Genomic DNA, 13,543 nt, shown 5'->3' on the forward strand with positions numbered 1-13,543 from the left:
CGAACTGACACTTGCGGTCCCTCCTACAAGCCGTACTTCTCCAGGAGCCGCAGCCACACCTCGCTGACCGTGGGAAACGATGGCACCGCATGCCACAGCCGCTCCAGCGGGACCTCGCCCACTACTGCGATGGTGGCCGCGTGCAGCAGTTCGCCCACGTCCGGGCCCGCGAAGGTGGCGCCGAGCAGGACCCGCCGGTCCTCGTCCACCACCAGCTGCGCCCAGCCTTCGTAATGTTCCGAATGCAGGGACGAACCCGACACTTGGATTGGCAGCTCCACGGACGACACGTTGTAGCCGTCCCGCTTTGCCTGCTCCACCGAGCGCCCCACGGCCGCCAGTTCGGGATCCGTGAACACCACGTTCGGGACAGCATGCTGGTTGGCGGTCTGGGCGTAGCGGCTCCAAGCCTCGGGGGCGCCGCTGAGTTCGCCCTTGGCGCGGGCCGCGATGGCATCGCCGGTAGCCCGGGCCTCGTACTTGCCCTGGTGCGTGAAGAAATTTCTGCCTGCGGCGTCGCCAACAGCGTAGAGCCAGAGCTCCTCACCTTCCTCGCCCTTCTCACCCGGGGTGCCCGGAGTGCCCGGGACGTCCTGGACGCCCTGGACTAGTCCAGTGGAGTCGGTGGTGAGTTTCAGCGGCTGCCCGTCCTGCGCCTCGAAACCCAGGCTTTCCAGGCCGAGGCCTTCGAGGGCGGGATGCCGGCCTGTTGAAACGAGGACCTTGTCCGCAATGACGGTGGTGCGGACGTCCGGCGTCTGGTCCTGAAGTGTCAGGGTGAACGTGCCGTCGTCGTTTTCCCGGACACTTTCGGTGGACGTGTTGAGGCGGACCGCCACGCCGTCCGCGCGCAGCCCCGCGACCACAAGTTTGCTGGCCTGTGCGGGGAACGTGCCCAGCAGGCCGCTCCTGGCCACCAGCGTCACGTCCGAGCCCAGGCGTGCGAATGCCTGCGCCAGCTCGCTGCCCGCGACGCCCCCGCCGATTACAGCCAGGCGCTCCGGTACCTCCTTGGCCGAGGTGGCTTCGCGTGTGCCCCAGACCTGCAGGTCCGCCAGGCCCTCGATGGGAGGTGTGGTTGGCGTGGAGCCGGTGGCGAGTACGACGGCGTGACGCGCCTTGAGCTCATAAGTGTTGCCGTCCAGCCCGGCTACTTCAACGGTGCGCGGCGCGGTGATCCAGCCGTGGCCACGGATCAGCTCAATCCCGGTATCTTCCAGCCACTTCACCTGGCTGTCGTCCTGCCAGTTTGCGGTGAAATAGTCCCGGCGCTTCAGGACTGCCGCTGCATCCAGTGTCAGGGTGACGGCTTCCGCTGCGCCGGGTACCGTCTGTGCGCCGTGCAGGGCTGTGCCGGGGCGGAGCAGGGCTTTGGACGGAATGCAGGCCCAGTACGAGCATTCGCCGCCCACCAGTTCGGCTTCAACAAGGACAGCCGTCAGGCCGCCCTGGACCACCCGGTCGGCGACGTTTTCCCCCACGGCACCAGCGCCGATCACAATGACATCGAATTCACGTTGCAGCGTTTCAGGCGTCATTCGTCCAGCCTACGCCCGCCTCGCGGGAGGCGGGGAGCGCCGTCGTCGTCATTCCGGTGACTGCAGAAAGGGGTGACTTAAACGACAAAAGGCCCGTACCGGCGAACCGATACAGGCCTTTCTCTGTGCGCCCAGAGGGATTCGAACCCCCGGCCTTCTGTTCCGTAGACAGACGCTCTATCCAGCTGAGCTATGGGCGCATTTTGTGTTTCGCGGAGTTTCTTGCTCCCCGAACCTCGAATTACTTTACGCGAGGGTTGCCCGGAGTACCAAATCGAGAAGCATGTAATCTAGCCGACTAGACCGGTCTAGGTGACCTTCGTCACTTAAATACAGCCGTTTGGGCGTGGTTTTCCTTGAATTTGCGCGGTTTTCGGCTCCAACGATCACGAACGTGCACCGCTGACCTCCCATGACGCCCTTGGGCGGCCAATAGCATTTAGTCCACACCGATGACCCCGAGGAAGGGAACCGCAATGGGCGATCTCGCAAGACTGCCGCTGCTTGAGAAAGCACCCACCACGCATGCTGGCCTGCTGGCATGGGTCGAAGAGGTTGCTGGACTCACGCAGCCCGACCGGATCCACTGGGTTGACGGGTCCGAACAGGAAAACACGCTTCTTACCGATGAACTCGTCGCAGCAGGAACGCTGACGCGCCTGAACCAGGAACTCTTCCCCAACTCTTTCGCTGCATTCTCTGATCCCGCAGACGTAGCCCGCGTGGAAGAGCAGACCTACATCTGTTCCGAGAAGGAGCACGACGCCGGCTTCACCAATAACTGGATGGCCCCGGCTGCGATGAAGGAAAAGCTGCGTGGGCTGTTTGCCGGCTCCATGCGCGGACGCACCATGTACGTCATCCCGTTCGTGATGGGGCACCTAGACGCTGAGGATCCCAAGTTCGGCGTGGAGATCACCGACAGCGCCTACGTTGTTGCCTCGATGCGCATCATGGCCCGCATCGGCACCGACGTGCTGGACCGCATCACCGAGACCAACGCATTCTTCGTGCCGGCCCTGCACTCCCTGGGTGCGCCGCTCGATGCAGGCCAGGCTGACGTGCCGTGGCCGTGCAACCCGGACAAGTGGATCGTTCACTTCCCCGAGGAGCGCTCCATCTGGTCCTACGGCTCCGGCTACGGCGGAAACGCGCTACTGGGCAAGAAATGCTACGCCCTCCGCATCGCCTCCGTGATGGCCCGCGACGAAGGCTGGCTGGCTGAGCACATGCTCATCCTGAAGCTGACGTCCCCGGAGCAGAAGACGTACTACGTCTCGGCTGCCTTCCCGTCCGCCTGCGGCAAGACCAACCTCGCGCTGCTTGATCCCACCATCGAAGGCTGGAAGGTGGAGACCCTGGGTGACGACATCACCTGGATGCGCTTCGGCAAGGAAGGCGAGCTCCGCGCCGTCAACCCCGAGGCCGGCCTCTTCGGCGTGGCCCCGGGCACAGGCTGGGGCACCAACCCCAACGCGATGCGCGCCATCGCCAAGGGCAACAGCATCTTCACCAACGTGGCACTGACCGACGACGGCGGCGTGTGGTGGGAGGGCATGACTGAGGAAGTGCCCGCTCACCTGACCGACTGGCAGGGCAACTCCTGGACCTCGGATTCGGACAAGCCGGCAGCCCACCCCAACTCGCGCTTCTGCACGCCGATCGACCAGATCGACATGCTGGCCGAGGAGTACCACAGCCCGAACGGTGTGGAGCTTTCCGCGATCCTCTTCGGCGGCCGCCGCAAGACCACCATCCCGCTGGTGACCGAGGCGCGCAGTTGGTCAAACGGCATCTTCATGGGTTCCACGCTGTCCTCCGAGACCACTGCCGCGGCAGCCGGTGAGGTGGGCGTAGTCCGCCGGGATCCGATGGCCATGCTGCCCTTCATCGGCTACGACGCAGGCGATTACCTGAACCACTGGGTCAACCTGTCCGCCAAGGCCAACCCGGAGCGCCTGCCCAAGATCTTCCTGGTCAACTGGTTCCGCCGCAACTCCGAGGGCGGCTTCGCCTGGCCCGGCTTCGGTGACAACGCCCGCGTCCTCAAGTGGGCCATCGAACGCCTCGAAGGCAAGGCTGACGCCGTGGAGACCCCCATCGGATTCGTTCCCACCGGCGATGCGATCGACCTCAAGGGGCTGGACATGACGCCTGCACAGGTCGAAGAAGCAGTCCGCGTCGACCCGGCCGAGTGGGCCACCGAACTCGCCTCCATCGAGGAATGGTTTGCCAACTTCGGCAGCTCGCTGCCCGAGGCGCTGCAGTCCGAGCTCGCCGGCCTGAAGGCCCGCCTGGGCTAAGGTCCAGCGCCTCCACACCACAACGCGGGGTCACTCCTTGCCCAATAAACCACCGTTTATGGGCAAGGAGTGACCCCGCGTTGCTGCTTAAAGTACGACGGCGGCCCCGCACCTTTTGCGAAAAAGGTGCGGGGCCGCCGTCGTTGGCTATTTAGCTGGCGAGCCAGATGTCCGGGCCGAAGACCTCGTAGTGGATCTTCGTGGCGGGGATTCCGGCGTTGATGGCCTCGTTGCGGATGTGCTTCATGAACGGCAGCGGCCCGCAGAGGTACAGCGACGCATTTGCCGGCAGGTCCACTTCACGCAGCGACATGAAGCCTGCGTTGGAGCCGGCCTGGGGTTCTTCCAGCCAGAGCTGAAGGTCGGCACTCTTGAGGCGTTCGACGTCGTCCGTCATCTGGGAGCGCAGCGCCCAGGACTCCAGATCACTTTCCGCGTGCAGGACCAGGACCTGGCGATCCGAGCCGGCTTCCGCGAGGGAGCGCAGGATGGACGCGGTGGGCGTGCAGCCAATGCCGGCGGAGGCCAGGACCACCGGGCCCTCGCCTTCCTTGAGCGTGATTTCACCGTAGGGGTTGGAGATTTCGAGGACGTCGCCCACCTGGACGGTGTCGTGCAGCACGGGCGAGACTTCGCCGCCGTCGTCCTTCTTGGTGGTGAAGCTGCGGCTCGTGCCGGCGTCGCCGGAGAGCGAATACTGGCGGACCTGGCGCAGCCCGTCCGGGAGGGTGACCTTGACGCTGACGTACTGGCCGGGCAGGGCGGGAGTGATGGGGGTGTCGTCGGCCGGTTCCAGGGTGAAGGTTATCGAGCCGGTGCCGGCGGGGGTCTTGGCGGCGACCTTCCAGGGGCTCCACATCGTGCCGTTGGCCTGTGCGGCGTAGAGGCCCTTTTCGAGTTTGATCAGGGCGTCCGCCATCAGCCAGTAGACCTCGGTCCAGGCCTCGGCGATTTCCGGTGTGATGACCTCGGCCAGGTCTTCGGCGATGGCGGCGAAGAGGTGCTCGTAGACCACCTGGTACTGGGGTTCGGTAATGCCGAGGGAGGCGTGGCGGTGAGCGATGCGGGCGAGTACCGTCTCCGGCAGGGTGCCGGGGTTGTTGACCAGGTGGGTGGCGAAAGCGGCAATGCTTCCGGCCAGGGCCTGCTGCTGGTTGCCGTTGCGCTGGTTCGAGCGGCTGAAGAGCCCGTCCAGCAGCTCCGGGTGCGCCGCGAAGAGCCGGGCGTAGAACTTGGGGGTGATTTCGCCGATCCGGGAACCGACCAACGGGAGGGTGGCCTCAATGACGGGGCGGGATTTGTCCGAGAGCATGCGTACTCCTGAGGTAGGGGCCCGGGGCGTACATCCGGACCGCGGTCAATACATGTATTTGAAATACAAGTATTTATACTTAAGTTCTACACTTCGTAGAAGAGATATCAAAATTGGGGACTACGGATCCGGAAATGCCCGGGCTGCAGGGGAGCCGGGAGTCAGAGCCCCGGGCGGAGCCCGATCGCCTGGAACACGGGCGCCATCTGGCGGGATCCGGGAAGGGTGGACACCACGATGTCGTCGAGTTCCCGGTAAAAGGCTTCCCGGGCGCGCGAAAGGGCACCGCGAAGCCGGCATTCGTTGATGAGTGGGCAGTCGCCGTTCAATGAATGGCAGTCCGCCGGATCCACCCGGGTGTTCAGGAGCCGCAGCAACTGGCCCACGGTGGCCTTGCGTCCGGCGTCGTTGAGCCTGGAGCCGCCGTTGCGGCCGCGTTCGACGTCGATCACGCCAAGTTCACGGAGCTTTGCCATGGCCTTGCTGACGTGGTTGTACGGGGTGCCCACGGCATCGGCGATGCTCTGCGTGGTCAGCAGGTTGCCGTCAGGGGCTGCGGACAGCACCATCATGGCCCGCAGGCTCACATCCGCGAAGGCATTGATCTTCATGTCATCAACCCAGTGGAGGTCTAGTCCACCCAGACGGTGGGTTCGCTGGTGTCAGCGGCGAGCTGGCCAAACTCCCATTCGTGGGTCCCGGTGTTGGCGGCGTAGGGGAGGACCGCGGCGAAGACGGATCCGTCGCGGTGTTCAGCGGCTACATGGATGGCATCTGTTTCTTCCTCCACCAAGAGGATGTCGCAGACAATAGCGGCCGCGCGGAAATCAGCCCGGTTCTGCCGGAGCAGTTCGGTGAGGTCGCTGATCATCGTGTCCGCGTCAAAGTCACCGTCGGAGCCGTCCTCGGCATCAGCCGGCGTGACAGCCACCAGCCGGACCTCGCCGTCGTTCTCCACTACCAGTGCGAACGGCAGGAAGCCGCCGTTTCGCTCGAGCTGTTCCTGGGCTGCGCCGATGCCTGTGCCCAGCAGGTTTTCCAGGTCCGTGGCCGAGGCCTCCGGAACGGAATCCCGCCACGAAGCCACCGCAGCCGGGCCGTCCGTGGCTTCGTGGGCCACTTCCGGCTTAGCGCCTGACATTGGAGAGCACGCGGTCGCGGACGCGTTCCATCGTGGCCCGGTCCGTTGCTTCCACATTCAGGCGGAGGAAGGGCTCCGTGTTGGACGGGCGCAGGTTGAACCAGAAGCTGCCGTCATTTGCCGTGAAGGTGCTGCCGTCCATGGTGTCCACGGTGATGTCCTCGGCGGCAAAGTCGGTGCGGACGCGCTCAACGGCTCCCGCCTTGTCCTCGATTTCCGAGTTGATTTCGCCTGAGGAGACATAGGGCTCGTACTCGCGGCCGAGTTCGGACAGCGGACCGTCTTGCTCGCCGAGGGCAGCGAGCACGTGCATTGCCGCGAGCATCCCGGTGTCTGCGTTCCAGAAGTCGCGGAAGTAGAAGTGGGCAGAGTGCTCGCCGCCGAACACGGCACCTTCCTCGGCCATGACTGCCTTGATGAAGGAGTGGCCCACGCGCGTGCGGACGGCACGGCCGCCGTCGTGCTCTACCAGTTCGGGCACTGCACGGGAGGTGAGCAGATTGTGGATGACGGTGGGCGTTGCCTCGCCCTGCGCCTGGGCGCGGGCGATTTCGCGGCGTGCCACCATGCCGGTGACGGCTGATGGCGACACGGGCTCACCTTTTTCGTCGATGACGAAGCAGCGGTCGGCGTCGCCGTCGAATGCCAGGCCGATATCGGCGCCGTGCTCAATGACGGCGGCCTGCAGGTCGCGGAGGTTCTCCGGCTCGAGGGGGTTGGCCGGGTGGTTCGGGAAGGAACCGTCCAGCTCGAAGTAGAGGGGAATGATCTCGAAGGGCAGCTTGGGCAGCAGGGCGTCGCCCAGCACCGCCGGGGTGGTGAGGCCGGCCATGCCGTTGCCTGCGTCCACAACTACCTTGAGCGGCCGGGATCCGGAGAGGTCCACCAGCTGGCGGAGGTACTCGGAGTAGTCCTTCAGGATGTCGTGGACGCCGATCAGGCCGCGGGCGGGGGCCGCCGGGATGGAGCCTTCGTTGAGGTACTTCTCGGCGAGGGCCTGGATCTCTTTGAGGCCGGATTCGGAGGAGATGGGCTGCGCGCCGGGCTTCGACATTTTGATGCCGTTGTATTCGGCAGGGTTGTGGCTGGCGGTGAACGTGGCGCCGGCGGCGTTGAGGGAACCGCAGGCGTAGTACAGCTCGTCGGTGGAGATCAGGTCAAGGAGCTTGACGTCGGCGCCGCGGGTGGCTGCGCCGTCAGCGAAAGCCTTGGCGAACTCGGGGGAGGAGGGACGCATGTCGCCGCCTACCAGGATCGTCTGGCCCTCCAGTTCCAGCACATCAACGAACGCGGCGCCCACGGCTTCGACGATTTCAGCGGTGATGGATTCGCCCACGATGCCCCGGACGTCGTAGGCCTTGAAGGATGCCGAGAGGTCAAAAGTCTTTGTCTGTTCGCTAGTCACGGGTTTTATCTTACGTGGAGCCGCGGACGTTCATGGTTGTCCACATACGGCGGTCCCGGCTTTTTGGGTGTCGGTGGGGGCTGGGATACTGAATCAATGGTCGATACCCAGAACGCCGCCCTTCTTTCCGTTTCACCTGACTCAGCCTCCGCCACAAAAAGCCAGGCGCTGGAGGTTCTCCGCGAACTTGTGGGGCATCCGGCGGCGGATTTCCACGACGGACAGTTTGAGGCGATTGAAGCACTGGTCGACGGCGGCCGGCGGGCTTTGGTGGTCCAGCGCACCGGTTGGGGAAAATCGGCCGTGTACTTTGTGGCGTCCCTGCTGCTCCGGCGCCGCGGCGCCGGCCCCACCCTGATCGTTTCGCCGCTGCTCGCCCTGATGCGGGACCAGGTGGCTGCCGCCGCCCGCGCCGGAGTGCGTGCCGTGGCCATCAACTCGGCGAACCAGCTGGACTGGGACACCGTCAGGGAACAGCTCGCCGCCGATGAAGTCGACGTGCTGCTGGTTTCGCCGGAACGGCTCACCAACCCGTCCTTCCGTGAGAACCAGCTGCCGGAGCTCATCCGGCGGACGGGCCTGCTGGTGATTGATGAAGCCCACTGCATTTCGGACTGGGGCCACGACTTCCGGCCGGACTACCGCCGGATCGCTGACCTGATCACCCAGCTGCCGGAGTCCGTGCCTGTCCTTGCCACCACCGCAACGGCCAACTCGCGCGTGGTCCACGACATCGAGGAACAGCTGGGCGCGGGCGTCCTCACCATCCGCGGCACCCTTGGCCGGGATTCCCTGCGCCTGGGTGTCCTCGCCCTCCCGAATTCCCGCGAACGGCTGGGCTGGCTCCTGACGCACCTGGCCGATCTGCCCGGCAGCGGCATCATCTACACACTGACCGTCTCCGCAGCGGAGGACACCGCCCGGCTTCTCGCCGAAGCCGGGCACATAGTGCAGGCCTACACCGGCAGGACCGATCCCGCGGACCGTGAGCGCGCAGAGCAGATGCTCAAGGACAACCAGGTCAAGGCGCTGGTGGCCACCTCGGCGCTCGGTATGGGCTTCGACAAACCGGACCTTGGCTTCGTCGTCCACCTCGGAGCACCGTCGTCCCCGGTGGCGTACTACCAGCAGGTGGGCCGTGCGGGCCGTGGCGCGGCGAACGCTGATGTGCTGTTGCTGCCGGGTTCTGAAGACCGGGATATCTGGCAGTACTTCGCCACCGCCTCCATGCCGTCCGAGGAGAAAGCCACAGCGGTGCTGACAGCGTTGGCCGAGGCCGGAACTGCCGTGTCAACGGTGGCGCTGGAGGCCCGGGTTGATCTCCGCCGCACCCCGCTGGAGCTGCTGTTGAAGGTCCTGGCCGTGGATGGGGCCGTGGAACGTGTCGGCGGCGGGTGGCGTTCCACAGGCCAGCCCTGGATCTACGACGCCGAGCGTTACCGCCGGATCGCCGAGGCCAGGGTGGACGAGCAGGACTCCATGGTGATCTACCAGGACACCGCCGGGTGCCGGATGGAATACATCACCTCGGTCCTCGATGACGAGACCGCGCACGCCTGCGGGAAGTGCGACAACTGCGCGGGCCGCTGGTTCCGGGCCGATATCGCCGAGGACGCCACGGCAGCGGCGGGTCAGACGCTCACCCGCGCCGGTGGTGTCCTGGAGGCACGGCTGCAGTGGCCCAGTGGCATGGACCGTCTGGGCGTTCCGGTCAAGGGCAAGATCAAGCCTGACGAAGGACTCGCTGACGGCCGCGTGCTGGCAAGGCTTACCGATCTCGGCTGGGGCGGGGCGCTGCGGGAACTCTTTGCGGCCGGCGCCGCAGACCGGCCGGTGGATCCTGCCATGCTGCAGGCCTGTGTCCAGGTCCTGCGGGAATGGGCTACCGGTGACGGCCGGAACCCGGGCTGGAGCGGTGCAGGCCGGCCGGCCGCGATCGTCAGCATGCCTTCCCGCAGCAAGCCTGAACTGGTGCGCTCCCTTGCCCAGGGAATTTCGGAAATCGGCAGGATCCCTTACCTCGGCGAGCTGGACCTGGGCCACGGCGGACCCACTGGAAGCCGTGGCGGGAACAGTGCATACCGGTTGGCGGGCGTTTGGGACCGGGTCATGGTGGGCCCGGAGTTGGAGGCCGCCATGGCGTCACTTCGCGGCCAGGGCGTGATGCTGATCGACGACCTCGTGGACAGCCGGTGGACCGTTACCGTGGCTGGACGCGCCCTGCGCCAGGCGGGGGCGGGGGCTGTCCTTCCGGTCGTGCTTGCCCAGGCCGGCTGACCTCGGCGCCGGCGTGCCGGTGCAGTGACAGGCTGTCCGCCGTACTGAAGAGCATCAGGACGGCCATGGTGAGGAAAGCTCCGCGGAAGGGGCCAGCGTGATCCGTGGGGAAGGCCGCCACGCCGTCGAAAATCCGGATCAGCAGGGCGCCAACGGCGATGCCGGCGCCTGCGGCGAGCTGCACCAGGGTCGCCGACACGGAATTGGCCGAGGTCAGCTGGGAGGGTGCAATGTCCGCGTACTGCACCGACGCGTAGGCGGAGAAGCCAATGGAGCGGAAGGCCCCGCTGCACACGAGCAGGGCGAAGATCAGGGCCTGCGGCGTGTCCGGAGTGAGCAGGGCGCACAGGGCGAAAGTCACCGCCGATGCCAGGGAGCCGAAGACCAGCATGGCCCGGAAACCGAAACGCCGGATCAGCGGCGTGGTGGCCGGCTTGATGCCGATGTTGCCGATGAACACGGCCGCCACCATGATTCCGGCGTGCAGCGGTGACCAGCCGAAACCGGTCTGGAACATCAGGGGCAGGAGGAACGGCACCGAACTGATGGTCAGGCGGTAGACGAACCCGCCGGTGGCCATGGCCCGGAATGTGCGGGTGGAAAAAACACTGAGATCAAACAGGGGGTTTTTGGCCCGCGTCATCCACAGCACGGCGCCCGCGAGGGCGCATACCCCTGCAGCAGCGCCGATAGCTGCCCATGGACCGTCGGGGTGGGCAGTGGCCAGCTCCAGGCCCACCACCAGGGCGCCCACGCCGGTGGTGGTGAGGAGCAGGCCCAGCCAGTCGAGCCTGCGTGCCCTGTCTCCGGCGCCGGCTGGTACCAGACTGAGTGCGGCGATGAACGCGGCCGCCCCCAGTGGCAAATTGATGAGGAAGATCCAGTGCCACGACAGGTAGGTGGTCAAGGCGCCGCCTACCAGCGGCGCCAGTACGGGCGCCAGCAGCGCGGGCCACACCAGGAAAGCCGTCGCCCGGAGAAGCTCCGATTTGGGTGTGCCGCGCAGTACCAGGAGGGTGCCGACAGGAACCATCATGGCCCCGCCGACGCCCTGCAGGATCCGGCTCAGAGTCAGTACAGTCAGGTCGGGGCTGATGGCGCAGGCCAGTGAAGCCAGTGTGAACAGGGCGATCGCGAAGCAGAATACTTTGCGGGCCCCCACGCGTTCAGCAAGCCAGCCGCTGAGCGGGATGCCCATGGCCACGGTCATGAGGTAGGCCGTCATGGTGATGTTGACGTCGGCGGCTGGAACGCCAAAGTCGCCGGCGATGTTGGGGATGGCGGTGGTGAGGATAGTGCCGTCCAGGAACTCCATAAAGAACGTGGCAGCCACCAGTAGCGCCAGGCGTGGATTCCACGCCTGGCTTGTGCTGGTTTCCTCGCCCGGGGAATTGCTAACTGCCATTCCACCATCCTGCCACCGCCGCCCCGGGAGAAGCCTCGTGCGTCCGCACCCCGGACCGCCAGCCTGTCCAGCCCACCCCACTCTCCACGCGCCAGGCACCGCCTCCCACCTACGCACCACGCCCGCCTCCCGCCCATGGAGGTAGCAGTAACTGTCGTTATGAGCGCTCATAACGACAGTTACTGCTTTCTAGTTTGGGTTTGGTGGCATAAAAGCACTTGGCCAGGGAACGCAAAAGGCCCCGGTCCAGGACCGGGGCCAAACGCGGAGACGGGGGGATTTGAACCCCCGGTGGAGTTGTGCCCCACACTTCATTAGCAGTGAAGCCCATTCGGCCGCTCTGGCACGTCTCCAATGGCTATTACTAGCCCACCAAGGATACGCAGAACGGGGCACGCAGTGCAAAACGGCCCGTGAGCGCTTGTCTCAGGGCCCGCACACAAGCCCCGCGACGCCGTGCGCCCCGCGAAACCCCGGCTCACCCACCGGCCCAAACACTTGCGCAGGAGAGCAGATCAACTGGAGCGGATCAACCTGATTTCGCGGAGGTCTTCCCAATCGAGTACCCGGTCCTCGGCCCCGTCCGGAGCGAAACCGAGTCGTTCGTAGAATCCGATGGCCCGGATATTGTCTGCGGCCACCCAGAGACTGGCCGCGTTATTGCCCAAGGCGGCTTCGAGAAGCCGGCGCCCCAGGCCCAGCCCCTGATGCGATGCCAACAAATACAATCCCCAGAGCTCCAGGTCACCGGACGACGGCGGCGGGTGACCCGCCGGGGAACCGGGTGCGGGCAGTCGGCGGGCGCCGGCGAATCCCACCACAGTGCCATCGTCGCAGGCTGCCCACACCTCGGCGGGGTCCGGCCGGTCCAGCAGCTGGTGCCACAATGCCAGCCGGCCTGCCGGATCCACGGCTGCCAGGAAAGCGTCGGACAGCATGCCGCGGTACGTTTCCTGCCAGCAGCGGACATGGACTGCGGCAAGCCGTTCCACGTCAGCAGAGACTGCCCGCCGCACCGACAACACAGACATCAACCGCCTGCCAGCGTCCGCCATAGGAAGTACTGGCTGCGGGCCTGCAGCGCGGCGGCCTGCCGGTTGTCCGAAGCTCCGGCGTGGCCGCCTTCCAGCGCTTCGTGGAACCAGACATTCGGGATGCCCATCGCTTGCATCCGGGCGGCCATCTTGCGGGCCTGGACCGGTCCCACCCTGTCGTCCGACGTGGCCGTCCAGATGAATGTTTCGGGGTACTCCACGCCGTCCTTGAGCAGGTGGTACGGGGAGAAGGTCTTGATGTACTCCCATTCCGCCGCCACGTCCGGGTCGCCGTATTCGGCGATCCAGGAGTGCCCGGCGGAGAGTTTCGTGTAGCGCCTCATGTCCAGCAGCGGAACGCCGCAGGAGATAGCCCCGAAAAGTTCCGGGTAGGTGGTGAGCATGTTGCCCACCAGTAGCCCACCGTTGGACCCGCCCACGCAGCCAAGCCGCTCCCGGGAGGTGACGCCACGGTGGACGAGGTGCTGCGCCACGGCGGCAAAGTCCTCGAAGGCGCGGTGCCGGTTTTCCTTGAGCGCGGCCCGGTGCCAGGACGGCCCGTATTCGCCGCCGCCGCGGATGTTGGCCACAACGTAGACGCCGCCGCGGGAGTGCGCTGCCTCGCCGGGCCTGCCGGAGGTGGCTGTCCTGCGCTCGAGCCAAGCCCTGCCGACGGTTCCGCTGTACGCAGGGGTCCGGGAGACTTCGAAGCCGCCGTAGCCGGAGAGCTGCGTGGGGTTCTGCCCGTCCAGGACAAGGTCCCGCGAGGCCACCTGGAAGTAAGGGACGCGGGTGCCGTCTGCGGAGACGGCGAAGTGTTGCTGCACATCATACTGGTCGTCATTAAAGAACGACGGCGACGCCTTGACTGCCGCATGGCTGCTCACCACGCCAGCCGTCCCGGCAACGCCCCTGCCGGAGCCAGCCGTCCCGGCAGGATCCCGCGTGAGGCTTCCGCGCATCAGCGTGCTGGGGGTGGTGAATCCGGTGGCGACCAGCCAGAAGTCGTCGCCCGCACCGCCGTCGGCCGGTCCTTCATCTTCGTCGTCCACCGCGTAGGCGTTGACGTCGTGCAGCGGCGGGCAGGCATCCAGCAGCGACGAAGCCCAGGCGCCGCCGTCGGCCGCA

At 66.0% G+C, this 13,543-nt stretch carries 10 protein-coding genes and 2 tRNA genes; 2 read left to right on the top strand and 10 right to left on the bottom strand.

What is annotated here, in order from left to right:
• Window positions 1-23 precede the first annotated feature (23 nt).
• Window positions 24-1,538 (bottom strand): dihydrolipoyl dehydrogenase family protein, encoded by a 1,515-nt coding sequence (locus V6M49_RS08990; RefSeq protein ID WP_332760905.1) that lies wholly within the window; start codon window positions 1,536-1,538, stop codon window positions 24-26.
• A gap of 126 nt (window positions 1,539-1,664) precedes the next feature.
• A tRNA-Arg gene (locus V6M49_RS08995) sits at window positions 1,665-1,738 on the bottom strand.
• Between the two features lie 276 nt (window positions 1,739-2,014).
• On the opposite strand from V6M49_RS08995, the gene V6M49_RS09000 reads away from it, so the two are divergent.
• A complete protein-coding gene (locus tag V6M49_RS09000; RefSeq protein ID WP_332760906.1) occupies window positions 2,015-3,841 on the top strand; it encodes a phosphoenolpyruvate carboxykinase (GTP) in 1,827 nt (608 codons plus the stop codon).
• Window positions 3,842-3,992: 151 nt separating this feature from the next.
• Here the strand turns inward: V6M49_RS09000 and V6M49_RS09005 are convergent, their stop codons facing one another.
• The 4 genes from V6M49_RS09005 to V6M49_RS09020 form a co-directional block, all read right to left on the bottom strand.
• The gene (locus V6M49_RS09005) at window positions 3,993-5,153 is read right to left on the bottom strand and encodes a globin domain-containing protein (protein ID WP_104063301.1); all 1,161 of its coding nucleotides are present in this window, start codon (window positions 5,151-5,153) and stop codon (window positions 3,993-3,995) included.
• 161 nt (window positions 5,154-5,314) lie between these two features.
• Complete coding sequence (locus V6M49_RS09010) at window positions 5,315-5,764, bottom strand: RrF2 family transcriptional regulator (protein WP_104173963.1); 450 nt, start codon at window positions 5,762-5,764, stop codon at window positions 5,315-5,317.
• A 20-nt stretch (window positions 5,765-5,784) separates the two neighbouring features.
• A complete protein-coding gene (locus tag V6M49_RS09015; RefSeq protein WP_141139425.1) occupies window positions 5,785-6,294 on the bottom strand; it encodes a hypothetical protein in 510 nt (169 codons plus the stop codon).
• Window positions 6,281-7,699: a phosphomannomutase/phosphoglucomutase gene (locus V6M49_RS09020; RefSeq protein WP_056342573.1), complete on the bottom strand. Its 1,419-nt coding sequence runs from the start codon at window positions 7,697-7,699 to the stop codon at window positions 6,281-6,283. The genes V6M49_RS09015 and V6M49_RS09020 overlap by 14 nt, the downstream gene beginning before the upstream one ends.
• 96 nt (window positions 7,700-7,795) lie before the next feature.
• Here V6M49_RS09020 and V6M49_RS09025 point away from each other — a divergent pair, with 96 nt between their 5' ends.
• The gene (locus V6M49_RS09025) at window positions 7,796-9,976 is read left to right on the top strand and encodes a RecQ family ATP-dependent DNA helicase (protein ID WP_332760907.1); all 2,181 of its coding nucleotides are present in this window, start codon (window positions 7,796-7,798) and stop codon (window positions 9,974-9,976) included.
• On the opposite strand, the gene V6M49_RS09030 is transcribed toward V6M49_RS09025, so the two are convergent.
• From V6M49_RS09030 to V6M49_RS09045, 4 genes are all read right to left on the bottom strand, one after another.
• Window positions 9,900-11,381: an MFS transporter gene (locus tag V6M49_RS09030; protein ID WP_332760908.1), complete on the bottom strand. Its 1,482-nt coding sequence runs from the start codon at window positions 11,379-11,381 to the stop codon at window positions 9,900-9,902. The genes V6M49_RS09025 and V6M49_RS09030 overlap by 77 nt on opposite strands.
• A gap of 265 nt (window positions 11,382-11,646) precedes the next feature.
• Window positions 11,647-11,734, bottom strand: a tRNA-Ser gene (locus V6M49_RS09035).
• Between the two features lie 162 nt (window positions 11,735-11,896).
• Complete coding sequence (locus V6M49_RS09040; RefSeq protein WP_332760909.1) at window positions 11,897-12,412, bottom strand: GNAT family N-acetyltransferase; 516 nt, start codon at window positions 12,410-12,412, stop codon at window positions 11,897-11,899.
• On the bottom strand, window positions 12,412-13,543 hold a 1,132-nt coding region (locus tag V6M49_RS09045; RefSeq protein ID WP_332760910.1), incomplete at its 5' end, for a prolyl oligopeptidase family serine peptidase. The genes V6M49_RS09045 and V6M49_RS09040, both read right to left, overlap by 1 nt.

It is taken from the genome of Pseudarthrobacter sp., assembly GCF_036675385.1.
Lineage (GTDB): Bacteria > Actinomycetota > Actinomycetes > Actinomycetales > Micrococcaceae > Arthrobacter.

Bases quoted from the DNA above. Each gene is read 5' to 3' on its own strand.
- V6M49_RS09030 (WP_332760908.1), bottom strand. From the start codon at position 11,381: ATGGCAGTTAGCAATTCCCCGGGCGAGGAAACCAGCACAAGCCAGGCG.
- V6M49_RS09000 (WP_332760906.1), top strand. From the start codon at position 2,015: ATGGGCGATCTCGCAAGACTGCCGCTGCTTGAGAAAGCACCCACCACG.
- V6M49_RS09040 (WP_332760909.1), bottom strand. From the start codon at position 12,412: ATGTCTGTGTTGTCGGTGCGGCGGGCAGTCTCTGCTGACGTGGAACGG.
- V6M49_RS09005 (WP_104063301.1), bottom strand. From the start codon at position 5,153: ATGCTCTCGGACAAATCCCGCCCCGTCATTGAGGCCACCCTCCCGTTG.
- V6M49_RS09010 (WP_104173963.1), bottom strand. From the start codon at position 5,764: ATGAAGATCAATGCCTTCGCGGATGTGAGCCTGCGGGCCATGATGGTG.
- V6M49_RS09025 (WP_332760907.1), top strand. From the start codon at position 7,796: ATGGTCGATACCCAGAACGCCGCCCTTCTTTCCGTTTCACCTGACTCA.
- V6M49_RS08990 (WP_332760905.1), bottom strand. From the start codon at position 1,538: ATGACGCCTGAAACGCTGCAACGTGAATTCGATGTCATTGTGATCGGC.
- V6M49_RS09015 (WP_141139425.1), bottom strand. From the start codon at position 6,294: ATGTCAGGCGCTAAGCCGGAAGTGGCCCACGAAGCCACGGACGGCCCG.